At 56.2% G+C, this 16,009-nt stretch carries 16 protein-coding genes; 9 read left to right on the top strand and 7 right to left on the bottom strand.

The features are described from left to right. Positions 1-8 precede the first annotated feature (8 nt). From ydcS to DVA43_RS05815, 3 genes are all read right to left on the bottom strand, one after another. Positions 9-1,154 (bottom strand): putative ABC transporter substrate-binding protein YdcS, encoded by a 1,146-nt coding sequence (ydcS, locus tag DVA43_RS05825; RefSeq protein WP_114314873.1) that lies wholly within the window; start codon positions 1,152-1,154, stop codon positions 9-11. A 291-nt stretch (positions 1,155-1,445) separates the two neighbouring features. Further along, positions 1,446-2,864, bottom strand: coding sequence for a PLP-dependent aminotransferase family protein (locus DVA43_RS05820; RefSeq protein WP_103822058.1), 1,419 nt, complete (start codon positions 2,862-2,864; stop codon positions 1,446-1,448). Between the two features lie 112 nt (positions 2,865-2,976). Continuing rightward, positions 2,977-3,165, bottom strand: coding sequence for a hypothetical protein (locus DVA43_RS05815; protein ID WP_039028652.1), 189 nt, complete (start codon positions 3,163-3,165; stop codon positions 2,977-2,979). A 360-nt stretch (positions 3,166-3,525) separates the two neighbouring features. On the opposite strand from DVA43_RS05815, the gene DVA43_RS05810 reads away from it, so the two are divergent. The 7 genes from DVA43_RS05810 (at position 3,526) to DVA43_RS05775 (ending at position 9,435) form a co-directional block, all read left to right on the top strand. After that, positions 3,526-4,554, top strand: a complete 1,029-nt coding sequence (locus DVA43_RS05810) for an LLM class flavin-dependent oxidoreductase (RefSeq protein ID WP_114314872.1) — start codon at positions 3,526-3,528, stop codon at positions 4,552-4,554. A 182-nt stretch (positions 4,555-4,736) separates the two neighbouring features. Further along, positions 4,737-5,219 carry an Hcp family type VI secretion system effector gene (locus DVA43_RS05805; protein WP_114314871.1) on the top strand — a complete coding sequence of 161 codons (483 nt, stop codon included), beginning with the start codon at positions 4,737-4,739 and terminating at the stop codon, positions 5,217-5,219. Continuing rightward, positions 5,216-5,695 (top strand): DUF2778 domain-containing protein, encoded by a 480-nt coding sequence (locus tag DVA43_RS05800; protein WP_114314870.1) that lies wholly within the window; start codon positions 5,216-5,218, stop codon positions 5,693-5,695. Before DVA43_RS05805 ends, DVA43_RS05800 begins: the two co-directional genes overlap by 4 nt. A 477-nt stretch (positions 5,696-6,172) precedes the next feature. Next, on the top strand, positions 6,173-7,579 hold the full coding sequence (locus tag DVA43_RS05790; protein ID WP_114314868.1) for a cytochrome ubiquinol oxidase subunit I: 1,407 nt from the start codon (positions 6,173-6,175) through the stop codon (positions 7,577-7,579). Further along, positions 7,579-8,589 (top strand): cytochrome d ubiquinol oxidase subunit II, encoded by a 1,011-nt coding sequence (gene cydB, locus DVA43_RS05785; RefSeq protein ID WP_114314867.1) that lies wholly within the window; start codon positions 7,579-7,581, stop codon positions 8,587-8,589. Before DVA43_RS05790 ends, cydB begins: the two co-directional genes overlap by 1 nt. Further along, on the top strand, positions 8,589-8,717 hold the full coding sequence (locus DVA43_RS05780) for a DUF2474 domain-containing protein (protein ID WP_103822063.1): 129 nt from the start codon (positions 8,589-8,591) through the stop codon (positions 8,715-8,717). The genes cydB and DVA43_RS05780 overlap by 1 nt, the downstream gene beginning before the upstream one ends. Positions 8,718-9,204: 487 nt before the next feature. Continuing rightward, positions 9,205-9,435, top strand: coding sequence for a DUF2554 family protein (locus DVA43_RS05775; RefSeq protein WP_114314866.1), 231 nt, complete (start codon positions 9,205-9,207; stop codon positions 9,433-9,435). Here the strand turns inward: DVA43_RS05775 and DVA43_RS05770 are convergent, their stop codons facing one another. Then, positions 9,436-11,400: a U32 family peptidase gene (locus tag DVA43_RS05770; protein WP_114314865.1), complete on the bottom strand. Its 1,965-nt coding sequence runs from the start codon at positions 11,398-11,400 to the stop codon at positions 9,436-9,438. 80 nt (positions 11,401-11,480) lie between these two features. After that, positions 11,481-12,008: a helix-turn-helix domain-containing protein gene (locus tag DVA43_RS05765; protein ID WP_103179718.1), complete on the bottom strand. Its 528-nt coding sequence runs from the start codon at positions 12,006-12,008 to the stop codon at positions 11,481-11,483. Positions 12,009-12,097: 89 nt separating this feature from the next. On the opposite strand from DVA43_RS05765, the gene DVA43_RS05760 reads away from it, so the two are divergent. After that, a complete protein-coding gene (locus DVA43_RS05760; RefSeq protein WP_168194644.1) occupies positions 12,098-13,264 on the top strand; it encodes a benzoate/H(+) symporter BenE family transporter in 1,167 nt (388 codons plus the stop codon). On the opposite strand, the gene DVA43_RS05755 is transcribed toward DVA43_RS05760, so the two are convergent. Next, complete coding sequence (locus tag DVA43_RS05755) at positions 13,244-14,116, bottom strand: AraC family transcriptional regulator (protein ID WP_114314863.1); 873 nt, start codon at positions 14,114-14,116, stop codon at positions 13,244-13,246. The genes DVA43_RS05760 and DVA43_RS05755 overlap by 21 nt on opposite strands. A gap of 175 nt (positions 14,117-14,291) precedes the next feature. Here DVA43_RS05755 and DVA43_RS05750 point away from each other — a divergent pair, with 175 nt between their 5' ends. Further along, positions 14,292-15,188, top strand: a complete 897-nt coding sequence (locus DVA43_RS05750; RefSeq protein ID WP_103822068.1) for a DMT family transporter — start codon at positions 14,292-14,294, stop codon at positions 15,186-15,188. A 35-nt stretch (positions 15,189-15,223) separates the two neighbouring features. Here the strand turns inward: DVA43_RS05750 and DVA43_RS05745 are convergent, their stop codons facing one another. Next, on the bottom strand, positions 15,224-15,895 hold the full coding sequence (locus DVA43_RS05745; RefSeq protein ID WP_114314862.1) for a DUF3313 domain-containing protein: 672 nt from the start codon (positions 15,893-15,895) through the stop codon (positions 15,224-15,226). Positions 15,896-16,009: the final 114 nt, after the last annotated feature.

The following is a 16,009-nucleotide window of genomic DNA, read 5'->3' as shown; positions in this document are numbered from 1 at the left end:
CCCTGCGCTTAACGACCGCCCATGATGGCGATATAGTCCTGAACCCAGCGGCTGTAAGGGACAAATTTGCCGCCGTTGGCTACTGGGGTTTTCCAGAACAGGATCTTGTCGAAATAGGTGTAGCCGTTAGTTTCACAGCCTTTGTCGCCCAGCAGGGTGCTGGCTTTACAGCCTTCTGCCACCACCGGCAGGGAACCGAACCACGCCGCCAGGTCGCCCTGTACTTTTGGCGTCAGGGACCAGTTCATCCACTTATAGGCGCACATCGGGTGTTTGGCATCGGCGTGCAGCATGGTGGTATCCGCCCATCCCGTCACCCCCTCTTTCGGGAAGACGGTGCCTATCGGCTGATTCTCCCCTTTCAGGGCGTTGGCCTGATAGGGCCAGGCGCTGGAGGCCACCACCCCTTCGTTTTTGAAGTCACTCATCTGCACCGTCGTGTCGTGCCAGTAGCGGTGGACCAGCGCATGCTGATCTTTCAACACGTTTAACACCGCCGTGTATTGCGCTTCCGTCAACTGGTAGGGATCGGTGATGCCCAGATCCGGCTGGGTGGCTTTGACATAGAGCGCCGCATCGGCGATGTAGATCGGCCCATCGTAGGCCTGCACGCGCCCTTTGTTGGATTTGCCGTCCGGCAGGGTCTGTTCTTTAAACACCACGCCCCAGGTGTCAGGCGGGGTCGGGAAGGTTTTGGTGTTATACATCAGCAGGTTTGGCCCCCACTGATAGGGCGTGCCGTAGGCCTTGCCGTTAACGTTGAACCACTCCCCTTTGACGATCCTGGGGTCGAGGGTTTTCCAGTTGGGGATCAGGTCCGGATTGATGGGCTGAACGCGTTTGCCCATGATCAGGCGCAGGGAGGCGTCTCCGGAGGCGGTCACCAGGTCGTAACCGCCCTTCGCCATCAGACTCACCATCTCATCGGATGTCGCGGCGGTTTTGACGTTCACTTTACAGCCGGTCTCTTTTTCAAACTGGGTGACCCAGTCGTAGTTTTTATCGGTCTCGCCCCGTTCGATATAACCCGGCCAGGCAATGATATCCAGACGTCCTTCACCTTTGCCGATCTCTTTTGGCGGCTCTGCCGCCTGCGCAGTCAAAATAGTCATGCCGAGCGCGCACAGGCTGCTACGGGCAAATGTTTTGCTCATACGTATTACTCCTGTCGTAATGAAATCAGAAGGCAGCCGTGCCGGTAGAATATCTCCTTAATTAAACGTAGACCGCGCCATTGCAGCGCACCCGGCAGGCATGAGAAATTTCGCCAGGTTGTGACCGGGGGCGCATTCCCCGGTAACTGGATTATAGACAAGGGGTTAGCAGGCGAAGAGGTTATGCATATTTCCTATGAGCGATAATAAAAAACGCCGCAAATTAATTGCGGCGTGATTAAGGGGATAAGAAATGATTATTTAGCGGCTGCGATCAATAGCGAGAAAAACTTATTTTTGCGTTTTTAACATTCCGCTAATTATTTGCCCTAACTGGATCACCGCCTGCTCCTCCCGCTCTCCCCAGGCCCACGAGGTATTAAAGCGGAAAAACGGCGTCCAGGTATCGGAGGTGGAGAACATTTTGCCCGGCGCGATGCTGATGTGGTGCTTCAGCGCCCGGGCGCTGAGCTCCCCGGCGTCCAGCGGCGCGGGCAGCTCCAGCCATAAAAAATAGCCGCTGTCGCTGTGGTGAATTTTCACCTCATTGGGCAGATGGCGCAGCAGCGCCTGCCACGCCTGCTGCTTGCGCTCAGCCAGGGTGCGGCGCAGGCGTCTGAGGTGGGCGTCATAACGTTTGGTGGCGAGATAATCCACCAGCGCCAGCTGCATTGGGGAGCTGGTGGATAAGGTGCTCATTAGTTGAAGCTGCTGGATGCGGCGGGCATGTTTCCCGGCGGCGACCCAGCCAATGCGAAACCCGGCCACCAGGCATTTGGAGAAGGAGGAGCAGTGCAGGGTCATGTCGCTGCGATCCCAGGCTTTCGCCGGGAGCGGCTTTTCGCGGCCATAATAGAGCTCGCTGTAAACATCATCTTCAATCAGGGTGACGTTGTGCCGGGCGAGTAATTCGACAAGCTGCGCTTTTTTATCGGCGCTGAGGGTAAAGCCCAGCGGGTTTTGCGCGTTGGTCATCAGCCAGCAGGCTTTTACCGGGTAGTCGTTCAGCGCCTGCGCCAGGGCGTTGAGATCGATACCGTCGCGCACGTCGGTTGCCACCGACAGCGCCTTCAGCTTCAGCCTTTCCAGCGCCTGCAGCGCGCCGTAGAAGCAGGGATTCTCCACAATCACCCAGTCGCCCGGCTCGGTGACCGCCTGCAGGCTGAGGTTCAGGGCTTCCAGCGCGCCCGCGGTAATCACAATTTCATCCGGGGAGATGTTCATCCCCTGTTGCGCATAGCGGCGAGCGATGGCGTGGCGTAGATCGACATTGCCCGGCGGCAGGTTCTCGATCACGCTCATGGCGGTGGCGGTTTTACTGACGTTCGCCAGGGAGCGGTTCAGCTGCTGTAAGGGAAAAAGGCGCGGATCGGGAAAGGCCGAGGCAAAGGGCACCACCGCGGGATCGCGGCTGGCCTGCAGCACATCGAAGATATAGGTATTGATATCCACCGCTTCGTCGCGCATCACCTGCGCGGGGGGCATCGGCTGCTCTCCGCTGGGACGGGCGGCGACGTAATAACCCGACTGTGGGCGCGCCACAATATGCCCCTGGCTCTCCAGCATCTGGTACGCATGGCCGACGGTCATAAAGCTCAGCCCGCTGCTGGTCACCTGCTCACGCAGGGAGGGCAGCTTATCGCCGGGCTGCCAGACGCCCAGGTCGATCTGCGAAATGATTTGCTGCGCCAGGCGCTGGTATTTTTTCATCGGGTTCTCCTTGCTGCGTTACATAGTATATCAGCAGGAGAAAAAAGGCAGAATTAATAAACTGTTATAGGTGAGAGAGGAATGTCAGCAGGCGTGACGGCGCCTGACTGAATTACTTACGCAGCTCAAACGGGACCTGGCGGGCATGACGGGAGGCCGCTAAATGGTCGAGGGTGATCATGGAAGATTTGCAGAAAATGCACTTCGCACCGTGTGGATTTTTTTCAGACACGTCGAAAATAGAAGTACGGAACTGCGAACCATGACAGCATGGGCAACGAAAATGGATAGTAGAACTCATGTAAATCTCCTGTACGTATACACGTAAAAACTAATGGGCCTTAAAGGCAATAAGGGTCTGAGACAAAACTAATCAGAGCGTAAAGATAAAACCCAGGAGCGACTGTGGAGAGGCACAACGTGATGAGATTGCTTTAGAAACTGCTTCAGATATTTTTTGGATTTCAAACCGAAAGAGCATTAACGCATTAATGATGGAAGGATGCAAGCGGTATTTACGCTAACATTCCATAAAACAGGCAGAGCCGCTGAATTCATTCAAATTTTTTGACCCCATCTGTGAAATAAACGCCATTTCTTCTCGCCGGGTAATCCGTAAAGTAAGGGTTATGTTGTTTCTCAAAAATCAGGAAACCCCGGAATGAAAAAGATCGGTTTTTTATCGTTTGGTCACTGGACGCCGTCACCGCAGTCCGGCACCCGCAGCGCCGCTGATGCGCTGCTGCAGTCTATCGATCTGGCGGTCGCCGCCGAAGAGCTGGGCGCGGATGGCGCTTACTTCCGGGTGCACCATTTTGCCCGCCAGCTCGCCTCCCCCTTCCCGCTGCTGGCCGCCATTGGCGCAAAAACCAGCCGGATTGAGATCGGCACCGGCGTAATCGATATGCGCTATGAAAACCCGCTCTATATGGCGGAAGATGCGGGCTCAGCCGATTTGATCTCTGGTGGACGCTTACAGCTGGGGATCAGCCGCGGCTCGCCGGAACAGGTGATCGATGGCTGGCGCTACTTTGGCTATGTGCCCGCGGAGGGCGAAAACGAGTCGGATATGGCGCGCCGTCACACCGAAGTGCTGCTGGATGTGCTGCGCGGCGAAGGGTTTGCTAAACCCAACCCACAGCCGATGTTCCCTAACCCGCCGGGCCTGCTGCGCCTGGAGCCGCACGCCGAAGGTCTGCGGGATCGCATCTGGTGGGGCGCAGGCTCTAATGCCACCGCCGTGTGGGCCGCGAAGCTCGGGATGAACCTGCAAAGCTCTACCCTGAAAGACGACGAAACCGGCGAGCCGTTCCATATTCAGCAAGCAAAACAGATCCGCGCCTACCGTGCCGCCTGGGCCGAAGCGGGCCATACCCGCACCCCACGCGTCTCGGTCAGCCGCAGCATTTTCGCCCTGATGGACGATCGCGACCGGATGTACTTCGGCTCCAGCCGTAACGAAAGCGACAGCGTGGGTTATCTGGATGAGAAAACCCGCGCCATCTTCGGGCGCAGCTATGCCGCCGAGCCGGACAAGCTGATTGCCCAGTTGAAACAGGACGAAGCGATCGCCGAGGCGGATACGCTGTTACTGACGGTGCCGAACCAGTTGGGCGTGGAGTATAACGTGCATGTGATCGAGTCGATTCTGACGCATGTAGCACCGGCGATGGGGTGGCGGGACGCGTAAAATAATAGAGGTCCCGTGAAATAGATAATACACGGGACGTTTACTCACACCTTTAAATTGATTTAATTTATATAACTGCAAAATATATTTGCCATGACTATGGCACGATATACCTGGTCTTTATTAAACATCCGATGTTAAGTAATGGCTGTTTTTAAGCTGGCTGACAAAAGGAGTTTGAGATGGCAATCCCTGCGTATTTGTGGTTAAAGGACGACGGAGGAGCGGATATCTGCGGGTCTGTGGATATCCGCGATCGTGAAGGCAGTATAGAAATATTCGGATTTGGTCACGGCCTGCATTTACCTACGGATAGTAATACTGGAAAGATAACCGGCACACGCGTCCATAGTGCTCTTGTATTTGAGAAAGAGTTCGACTCTTCCAGCCCTTATCTTTATAAAGCTGTTGCCAGAGGGCAAACGCTAAAATCTGCCGAGTTTAAATGGTACCGGATCAATCATGCCGGGCAGGAAGAAGAGTACTTTAATATGTTTCTTGAAGGGGTAAAAGTCGTGTCTGTTTGCCCTCTCATGCATGATATAAAAAACCCTTCGACGGAAAAACATAATCATCTTGAATCAATCTCCCTGCGCTATGAAAAAATCACCTGGAAACATTGCGATGGAAATATTATTTTTTCTGATGCATGGAATGAGAGATGATTCGTTGTACATTTCATTTAAATGGTGGGCAGATGTCCACTCTAAGTTGTCCTGGCGTTGGTTTCTTTCCGGCTTATTCGGGACACGCCGGTGCCAACCGAAATAATCCAGATTCTATTGCTATGAAAAAGAAAGGGCCATTGCCGCCTGGAAAATATTTCATTGTTACGCGTTCCCGGGGAGGGCTTCGATCCCGTTGGCACGATATGCTTAAAGAACTCGAGAGCGGTTCAAACCGGGACTTTTGGTTTGCATTATACCGGGACGACGGGGCTATCGATGATTCAACTTTTATAGACAACGTAGAGCGCGGAGCTTTTCGCCTGCATCCCGCAGGCAGTTCTGGAATTAGCGAAGGATGCATAACATTGCCAAATCATTCCCACTATCAAATCCTCCATCACGCATTGTTAAGCGCAGGTTCTTTACCCATTACGGCCGAGCTTAAAGCATTTGGCACCATACAGGTATATTAATGAAACCCAGTACTACTGTAATGATATGGTTGATGGAGTTAGCTCTTCTGTGTCTGGTTTATTCGTTAATTTGTATCGTTATGCCCGATATCTGGCTATATGACCTTTATACGGATAAATTTGGTTTTCTGACCGAGGCCGAATGGTACGACCGCTACATTTTCGCGTTGTCTCTGTTATCGTTGCTTTTAACCACGCTTTTAATCTGGCTAATCTCCCGTCATATGCAAAAACGTAAGGCCCACTAACCGTAAAGGGGCTCTCGCCCCTTTATCGCCTTACCCGGCCTACAACCCCCTGCCCGTAGGCCCGCGCAAGCGAAGCGCCGCCGGGCGTGGTGGCAACTGACTATAACACTCCCGGATAACGCCCTGTTTTCTTAAAACTGTTATACAAAAATTCCACTTTTCTGTCTCTGATACTGATTTTCTCGCTGATTTACCATAACAGTCACACCGATTGACCTTGAGGTTGTGCATGTTTGGTTTAGATGCGTTTGTTCTTGCGAGGATCCAGTTTGCTTTCACTGTCTCCTTCCACATTATTTTCCCGGCGATCACCATTGGCCTCGCCAGTTATCTGGCGGTACTGGAGGGGCTGTGGCTGAAAAGCAAAAACCCCGTCTGGCGCTCGCTGTACCATTTCTGGTCGAAGATCTTCGCCGTCAACTTTGGCATGGGCGTGGTCTCCGGGCTGGTGATGGCCTACCAGTTTGGCACCAACTGGAGCGGTTTTTCCCAGTTTGCGGGCAGCATTACCGGCCCGCTGCTGACCTATGAAGTGCTCACCGCCTTCTTCCTCGAAGCGGGTTTCCTTGGGGTAATGCTCTTCGGCTGGAACAAAGTGGGGCCTGGGCTGCACTTCTTTGCCACCTGCATGGTGGCGCTGGGCACGATTATCTCCACCTTCTGGATCCTCGCCTCCAACAGCTGGATGCAGACTCCGCAGGGCTATGAGATCGTCAACGGCCAGGTGGTGCCGGTGGACTGGTTGGCGGTGGTATTCAACCCCTCCTTCCCCTATCGCCTGCTGCATATGTCGATTGCCGCGTTTCTCAGCAGCGCGCTGTTTGTCGCGGCCTCGGCGGCCTGGCATCTGCTGCGCGGGAACAATACCCCCGCCATTCGCCGCATGTTCTCCATGGCGCTCTGGATGACGCTGATCGTCGCCCCCATTCAGGCGATGGTCGGGGATATGCATGGCCTCAACACCCTGAAGCATCAGCCGGCCAAAATTGCCGCCATTGAGGGCCACTGGGAGAACCCGCCCGGCGAGCCGACGCCGCTGCTGCTGTTTGGCTGGCCGGATATGGCGCAGGAGCGCACCCGCTACGGGCTGGAGAGCCCGGCGCTCGGCAGCCTGATCCTCACCCACAGCCTGGATAAGCAGGTTCCGGCGTTGAAAGAGTTTCCGAAAGCGGATCGGCCCAACTCAACCATCGTCTTCTGGTCGTTCCGCATTATGGTCGGGCTGGGCCTGCTGATGCTGCTCCTGGGCGCGATCGCATTGTGGCTGCGCTACAGGCAGCGGCTCTATTACTCCCGGCCTTTCCTGTGGTTTGCCCTGCTGATGGGACCGTCGGGCTTAATTGCGATTCTCGCCGGGTGGGTGACCACTGAAGTGGGCCGTCAGCCCTGGGTGGTCTACGGACTCCAGCGCACCAGAGATGCCGTATCGGCCCACGGCGATCTGCACATGAGCGTCAGCCTGCTGGCCTTTATCGTGGTCTACACCTCGGTCTTTGGCGTCGGCTACAGCTACATGGTGCGCCTGATTAAAAAAGGGCCGCAGGAAGAAGAGAGCTTCCCGACCGAAAACGATGGCCGCCCGGCGCGCCCGCTCTCGGCTGCGAGCGCTGAATTCACTCACAAGGAGACACCATAATGGGCATCGATCTCTCCCTGATCTGGTTTGTGATTATTGTCTTTGCCACCCTGATGTACATCGTGATGGACGGCTTCGATCTCGGCATCGGTATTCTGTTTCCCGCCATCAAGGACGCGGATGACCGGGACGTGATGGTCAATAGCGTCGCCCCGGTATGGGACGGGAACGAAACCTGGCTGGTGCTGGGCGGAGCCGCGCTGTTCGGCGCCTTTCCGCTGGCCTATGCGGTGATTATTGATGCCCTGACCATTCCGCTGACCTTGATGCTGATCGGGCTGATTTTCCGCGGTGTGGCGTTCGAGTTCCGCTTTAAGGCGACGCCCGCACACCGTCCCTTCTGGGATAAGGCGTTTATTGGCGGTTCACTGCTCGCCACCTTTACCCAGGGGATGGTCGTGGGCGCGGTGATCACCGGCTTCCCGGTCAGCGGCCGCGCTTTTGCCGGGGGGCCGTTCGACTGGTTTAACCCGTTCAGCCTGTTCTGCGGCCTGGGGCTGGTGGTGGCTTACGCCCTGCTGGGTGCCACCTGGCTGGTAATGAAAAGTGAAAACCCGCTCCAGGGTCGGATGCGTCAGATATCGAAGCGCCTGCTGCTGGCGCTGTTGGTCATCATTGCGGCGATCAGCCTCTGGACACCGCTGGCGCACCCGGCCATAGCCGAACGCTGGTTTAGCCTGCCGAACCTGTTCTTCCTGCTGCCGGTTCCGCTACTGGTGGCGCTGCTGGGCCTGTGGCAGTGGCGCTGCCTGGATAACCCGCATAGCCACCATCTGCCGTTTGTGCTGACTCTCGGGTTAATCTTTCTTGGCTTTAGCGGGCTTGGGATCAGCATCTGGCCGTATATCATTCCGCCGGCCATCACCCTCTGGCAGGCCGCTGCGCCTGCCCAGAGCCAGGGCTTTATGCTGGTGGGGGCGTTGTTTATTATCCCGATCATCCTTGTCTACACTTTCTGGAGTTACTACGTATTTCGCGGAAAAGTCCAGCCTGGGGAGGGCTATCATTGATGAATCAACCTGTCTGGAAACGTCTGATGTGGATGGTGATTATCTGGGGCGGCAGCGTGCTGGCGCTGGCGCTGGTGGGGTTTTTCTTCCGTGTGCTGATGACGGCGGCGGGGTTTAAGTCACATTGATGCTGTGAAGGGGAACATGCGACTGAGGAGGTCGTTCCGTTCACTATACGTTCTCAGTTTCTCTTAAAACAACGTCACCTGTGAACGTGTTAAGGGGGCTATCGCCGCCCCCTTAACAATCCCGGCTCCCGGCAAGAAAATCGCCGCTTCGCGGTCCCTTCGGCTTATTCCCTCCGGCTATCGGGTCGGGCACCAGCCTGCATCCATGCAGGCTATGCCCTCTCGGCGCGTCCATGCGCCTCGCCCCGGCCTGCGGTCAACGCCTCAGCGATTTTCAGCCGGACATGGGCGTCGCTGTAAGTAATTTATTCACTTGAACTATTTTATCGCTATAAACTAAAAAACGCTGTTGCTACCTCACCCCAACAATTCGTGTCATCACTCCCTACAAATCCCAACAAATCCTTTCCCGCCTTTAAAAAACCGAATAATAACCTCACGAAACTACCGGCATCATACTCCGCAAACGTAATCAACCGGTGGCAAGATGTTTAAAAAAACGTTATCAGCAATAATGCTCACTTGCGCCCTATTCTCCGGCCAACTGATGGCCAGCCATAAAGGGCATGAATTTTTTTGGGTGAAGAACGTCGATCAGCAGCTCCGCCACGAGGCGGACAGCGATGAGTTACGGGTGGTGGCAGAAGAGTCGGCAGACGGCTTGCGCGAACATCACCACTGGCAGAAGTCGCGCAAACCGGATACACATTTTCGTTAATTAAACGCTTTTACGCTTCGGCAGCGTTTTGAGCAGATCGTCAGGGCTGACGGAAGCCACCACGCTGCCCGGCTGAGGCATTTTAAGGATGTGATTTTTCATCTTGCCGATGACGTGCATCTCGCATGGTCGGCAGTCAAATTTCAGGGTTAACACCTCATCACCATTCACCAGCTGCATCGGCGTCGCCTTCCAGCTCTTGATATTGCCTTTGGCCTGTTTCGGACAAAGGTTAAAGGCGAAGCGCAGGCAGTGCTTGGTGATCATCACCGGTACGTCGCCCTTCTCTTCGTGGGCTTCATACGCGGCATCAATCAGCTCCACGCCATAGCGCTGATAGAACGCCCGCGCCTTGTGGTTGTAGACGTTCGCCAGGAATGAGAGATGCGTTTCCGGGTAGACCGGCGGCGGTACAGAGACCGCTTTGCGGCTGCCACGCGGGTAATTGGCCAGGCGCGCGGCGTCCAGCATCTCGGCCGTTTCGCGACGGAACTGGTTCAACAGGCTATTCGGCACAAAGAGCGCGCCAGGCAGGTTGACCTGAATATCCCGGGCGTAATAGATAGTCTGACCCAGCTTAGCGACGCCATCCTTCAGGTTATTCAGCGCTTTTTCGGCGTTGTTCGCTACCTCAAACTGCCCGTCCAGGGTGTGGGTCACGCTGGTACCGTCTTCGCTGGTCATGGTCAGGATCAGCTGCTCTTCCCAGCCGCCCAGCTCGATGTCCACCGCAACGCGGCGCTCGCTGGAGGTTTTCAGCAGCGCCTGCTGCCAGTTATGGTCCAGGTTGCGGTTCAGAGGGGTATGCGGCCGCACTTTATGCAGGTCGGCAGGCATTTCGTTTGGCCAGACGCGGTAGCGATTTTCACCGGTTTTCTCCACCGTGTTGGCGCGGAAGCCGACCACTTCACGTTTGATCATCACGTTCAGGCCATCGCCATTCGCCAGCGGTTCGGTCACTTCCACATCCAGATGCTCTCTGGAGACCTTCAGCACTTCACCCACCGGCAGGCCGATAAATTTTGGCGAATCGAACGCGCCGATATCCCCTTTGCGCGCATTCACAAAGTAGTCGGTACTGCCGCGATGGAAGGTTTTGTCGGTAGACGGAATAAAGAAGTGCTCGGTACGGCCGGCGGAGCTGCGGGCCAGATCGCCGCGATCTTCAATAATGGCATCGAGCATCTGGCGGTAATGGGCGGTGATGTTCTTCACATAGCTCATGTCCTTGTAACGCCCTTCAATCTTGAAGGAGCGCACGCCCGCATCGATCAGCGCACCCAGGTTGGCGGTCTGGTCGTTGTCTTTCATCGACAGAAGGTGCTTTTCAAAAGCCACCACCCGGCCCTGATCGTCTTTCAGGGTATAGGGGAGACGACACGCCTGGGAGCAGTCGCCGCGGTTGGCGCTGCGTCCGGTCTGGGCGTGGGAGATGTTGCACTGCCCGGAGTAGGCCACGCACAGCGCGCCGTGGATAAAGAACTCGATGGTAGCGTCGGTCGCCTGGTGGATATCGCGGATCTGATTGAGGTTCAGTTCACGGGCCAGCACGATCTGGGTAAAACCGGCATCCGAGAGGAACTTCGCTTTTTCCACGGTGCGGATATCGCACTGGGTACTGGCGTGCAGCTCGATCGGCGGGATATCCATCTCAAGGACACCCATATCCTGGACGATCAGCGCATCAACGCCGGTCTGATACAGGTCGGTAATCAGACGCTGCGCCGGTTCCAGTTCATCATCGTGAAGAATGGTGTTCAGGGTCACGAACACTTTCGCCCCAAAACGGTGAGCGAACGGCACCAGGTCGGCGATATCGCGCAGGCTGTTGCTGGCATTATGGCGGGCGCCAAAACCAGGGCCGCCGATATAGACCGCATCGGCACCATGAAGGATCGCTTCACGGGCAATGGCGGCGTCACGAGCCGGGCTTAAAAGTTCAAGATGATGGGATGGCAGGCGCATACTTCGTCGTTATCCGTTATGGTCAAAATGGCGGCTATTGTAGTCAGAAGTATGGGCCAGTGAAACAGTTTTGCGTGTCTTTATCGGGGATAATGGATGAGTGAGTGAAAGTGCACCGTCTGGCCGCTGCTGTTGCGGTAGGCGTGCGGTTTATCCCCGGCAAAACGCAGGCCGGTATCGGGCAAAAGCGTCTGCCAGACGCCGTCGATCTGCATCTCCAGCTCACCGCTTATCACCACCACATGCTCAATTACCCCGGCCTCGTGCGGGGTGGATTCGCTGAGGGCACCCGGCGCGAGGGTAATCGAGAAATGATCGTATTTCAGCGCCTCATCCCAGGGAAAGAGGGGTTTCACCACCATCGCCTGCTGCTGGGGATCGAATACCGGAGGGTTTTCCGCTTCGGGCGTGATAAAGGTGGAGAACGGCACGTTCAGCCCGGTGGCGATTTTCCACAGCGTCGAGACCGTCGGGCTGGATTCGTTCCGCTCCACCTGGCCGAGCATCGCTTTTGACACCCCGGTCTCTTCAGCCAGCTTCGACAGGCTCCAGCCGCGCGCCTGGCGCAGCGTTTTCAGCGTAATTGCAAGATGTTGCGTAATGTCCATAGCCCCTCCTCTTGCCGCGAGTGTACCACTTGTATGCTATAACGCACAGTGCTACATTCACGGCTGTTATAACGCACAACGGAGCTCCCATGCGCGCATCTTCGCTCACCTTTCCAACCGTCTTATCCGGTTTCGTTGCCGTGCTGGTGGGCTACGCCAGCTCTGCCGCCATTATCTGGCAAGCGGCGGCAGCGGCAGGCGCTACGGCCCCGCAGATTGCAGGCTGGATGACCGCCCTGGGTCTGGGGATGGGGATCAGCACGCTGGGGCTGTCATGGTGGTATAAAGCACCGGTGCTTACCGCCTGGTCGACACCGGGTGCCGCCCTGCTGGCGACCAGCCTGCAAGGGGTCACGCTTTCAGAAACCATCGGCATTTTTATTTTTGCCAATGCCCTGATCGTTATCTGTGGCGTCAGCGGCCTGTTTGCCCGGCTAATGAAGATCATCCCCCATTCACTGGCGGCGGCGATGCTTGCCGGGGTGCTGCTGCGCTTTGGGTTACAGGCCTTCAGCAATCTGGAGGGGCATCTGCTGCTGTGTGGCAGTATGCTGCTGGCCTGGCTGCTGACCAAAGCCTTTGCTCCGCGCTACGCCATCGTCGCCACCCTTCTGGTGGGCGGATTAGTGGCGGCGCTGAAAGGTGACGTTGTCACGAAAAAGCTGACTTTCGCGCTGATAATGCCGGAATTTATCGCCCCCACCTTCAACCTCACCACCCTTATCAGCATCGGCCTGCCCTTCTTTTTAGTCACCATGGCGTCACAGAATGCGCCGGGGTTCGCCACGATGAAAGCCTCCGGCTATCCGGTGGCCGTCTCGCCGCTCATCATTGTCACCGGCGGGCTGGCGCTGCTGCTGTCGCCGTTTGGCGTCTACTCCATCTGTATTGCGGCGATCACCGCCGCCATCTGCCAGAGCCCGGATGCGCACCCGGATGCCGGTAAACGCTGGCTGGCTGCGGCTGCGGCGGGCGTCTTTTACATGCTGGCTGGCATTTTCGGCGGCTCGATTAGCGGGCTGATGGCGGCCCTTCCATTAAGCTGGATCCAGACGCTGGCAGGTCTGGCGCTGCTGGGCACCATCAGCGGCAGTCTGCATCAGGCCCTGCATAATGAGGCGGAACGCGATGCCGCCATCGTGACATTTCTGCTGACCGCCAGCGGCGCAACCCTTGCGGGGATTGGCTCGGCGTTCTGGGGGCTGGTGGCGGGCGGCGTCTGCTACGCCCTGCTGCTACGCACTCGCCGCACGTAGCTGGGACGGCGTAAGCCCGGTGGCGGCGCGAAAGCGGTTGCTGAAATGGCTGGCGGAGCTGAATCCGCAGGCCAGGGCAATGTCGGTGAGCGGCTGGCGGGTGGTCCGCACCAGGGTTTTGGCCTTCTCCATCCGCCGCTGCATCACGTACTGGTGCGGCGCCATCTGCATCGACTGACGGAACATGCGGGCAAAATGAAACTCGCTTAAGCTGGCCTGGGCCGCCAAATCCGCCAGGGTCAGCGGCTGGGCCAGATTCTCTTCGATAAACGCCAGCACATTACGCAGGACGAACGGCGACAGGCCGCCGGTGATGGTCGGCAGCGACCACTGCACGTTGCTGTAGTGCTGCACCAGATGGGTCAGGAGCAGCGTGGAGGCGGTACTCAGCGTGAGCTGGTTAGCAGACTGCTGCCAGTCGCAGCCAAGGATAAAATGGCGATACAGGGCGGTAATACTGGCGTCGTCACCAAACAGATTTTCGTCCAGGGTAAAGCTGTAGGGGCTTTTGTCCCACACCTGCTCCCCGACGTTACGCAGGTGGTCATCGGTACAGTAGAGATGCACAAACGACAGATCGTCGCGAATATCCCAGGTGGACTCGCTCTCTTTGGGCATCAGGCAGAAACGGTCCGGCCCGCCACCGTTTTTCCAGCCCGCTGTAGTTTTGTGATAGCTCTCGTAGCCGTCGGCAATATAGAGGCTGAGCGTATGGTGATCGCAGTACTGCGTAATGGTGTCGCGCTTGTTTGACCAGGCCGCCAGCTGGATCCCTGAATTCAGCGCCACGGCATTGTGCAATACCGCTTTATGTTTGCGCAGATTTTCAAAGGCACCGTAGGTCTCAGCCATAACCACTCACACCGTTGTTAATAAGAGTTAACAAGTCTAAAAAGAACTGCCCTTCAGTACCACCCCGGGTCAGGAAAAAAGCGCAAGAATATGCAAGTCCGGCGCAAGTCTGTGAAAGAAGGTCGCTCTCCCTGCCGCCATACTGACCGCAGACTTTGCTGATAAGAGAAATAAGATGAACGCATTTTTGTACGCTCTGGTCGTGATTATCTGGGGAACCACCTGGATTGCTATCTATCTACAACAGGGGCCGGTCCCCGCGCCGGTCTCTATTTTCTGGCGCTTTGCCGTCGCCACCGCCACCATCATGGCGGTGCTGCTGGTTCTGCGCCGCCTGCGTCCGCTGGCCTTGCGCGACCATCTGTTTTGCGGCCTGCAAGGATGCTGCGTCTTTTGCTTTAATTTCTGGTGTTTTTACACCGCGGCGGCGTATATCAATACCGGGCTGGAGTCGGTAATTTTCTCCATGGCGGTGCTCTATAACGCCCTGAACAGTTTTCTCTTTTTTGGTCAGCGTCCGCCCGCGCGTTTTTATCTGGCGGCGGCGCTGGGGCTGCTCGGCATTATTACGCTCTTCTGGAACGATCTGCTGGCCAGCGGCTGGAGTGCCGGTCTGCTGTTCGGCATTGCCCTCTCGGCGCTGGGCACTTACGGTTTTTCGCTCGGCAATATGATCAGCCTGCGCCACCAGCGCAACGGTCTGGAGACCATGACCACCAACGCCTGGGCGATGCTCTACGGTACGCTGGTGATGGGGGCAATTGCGCTGATCCGCGGGGATGATTTTACGCCGGTCTGGTCGGTAAGCTACATGGGTGCGCTGCTCTATCTGGCGCTCTTTGGCTCGGTGATTGCCTTTGGTGCCTACTTCACGCTGGTAGGAAGAATTGGCGCAGGCAAGGCGGCTTACAGCACCCTGCTGTTCCCCCTGGTCGCACTCTCATTTTCGACGGTGTACGAAGGCTATGTCTGGCACAGCAACGCCATTGCCGGGCTGCTGCTGATCTTAACGGGGAATCTGGTGATGTTTGCCCGCCCGGAGAACTGGTTCAGACGGTTGCGAACGGCGTAAAAAAACCGGCCTGCACGCGGCTGGCCGGCCTGATATTATTGGGTTTTATGCACATCAAACATGGTGGCATCGGTCGCCATGTCATCCACAACCTGCTTCAGGGTTGCGAAGGTCATTGGCGTGTTTTCATTACTCAGCTCTTTACCTTCCCCTTTACGCACGACTTTGATAACCGGCTTGTTGGTCTTAGCGTCAATCAACTCGCCTTCAAAGTAGAGGTGGGTATCCATGGTACGGTGGCCGGTTGCCATTTGTGTACCCGCCACGACCAGCGCAACAGGGACAACTTCATAGAACTGCAGACCTTCTTTCTGCGAGCTCACACCAGTAATGGCGCCGCGGAAGATCAGGCTACGTGAGCCTGGCGTCGTCACAATCGGCTTACGCTGGCCGATAGCAGTCTTCATTTTGGTGTTGGTGTAGTTTAACAGTTCATCCAGCGTACGCTGGCCGATCTGGGTCGTTGGCTTTGGTGCCGGATAATAGGTGATATTGTTCCAGATAATGCTGTCGTAATTCGCTTCGTTATAAGACGGATCAACCCAGCGCAGCGTTGGTTTGCCCGAAGCGGAAGTCGTTTCTTTAAGCCCTGAGTAGTCTTTTAAAAAACCTGAATATTGATCAGGCGCGGCCACTTTTGACGCACAGCCGGCGAGAAGCAACAGGCCGGAGAGCGCGGCAACTTTAAATAAAGTGTTAGTACGCATAATGGGTGTATCCCTGTGAAGTGCAAATATGCAATTGAAGTTATAGCAAAAGTTGGCAGGAAAAAAAGTGACAATAAATGAGGAAGAGAGCACAAATTGAAAAAAATTGCCCGT

The sequence above is a fragment of the Leclercia sp. W6 genome, assembly GCF_003336345.1.
In the GTDB taxonomy this organism is placed as follows: Bacteria; Pseudomonadota; Gammaproteobacteria; order Enterobacterales; family Enterobacteriaceae; genus Enterobacter.
Note: the sequence above shows the minus strand (reverse complement) of the source record. Positions and strands in the feature narration are given on the sequence as shown.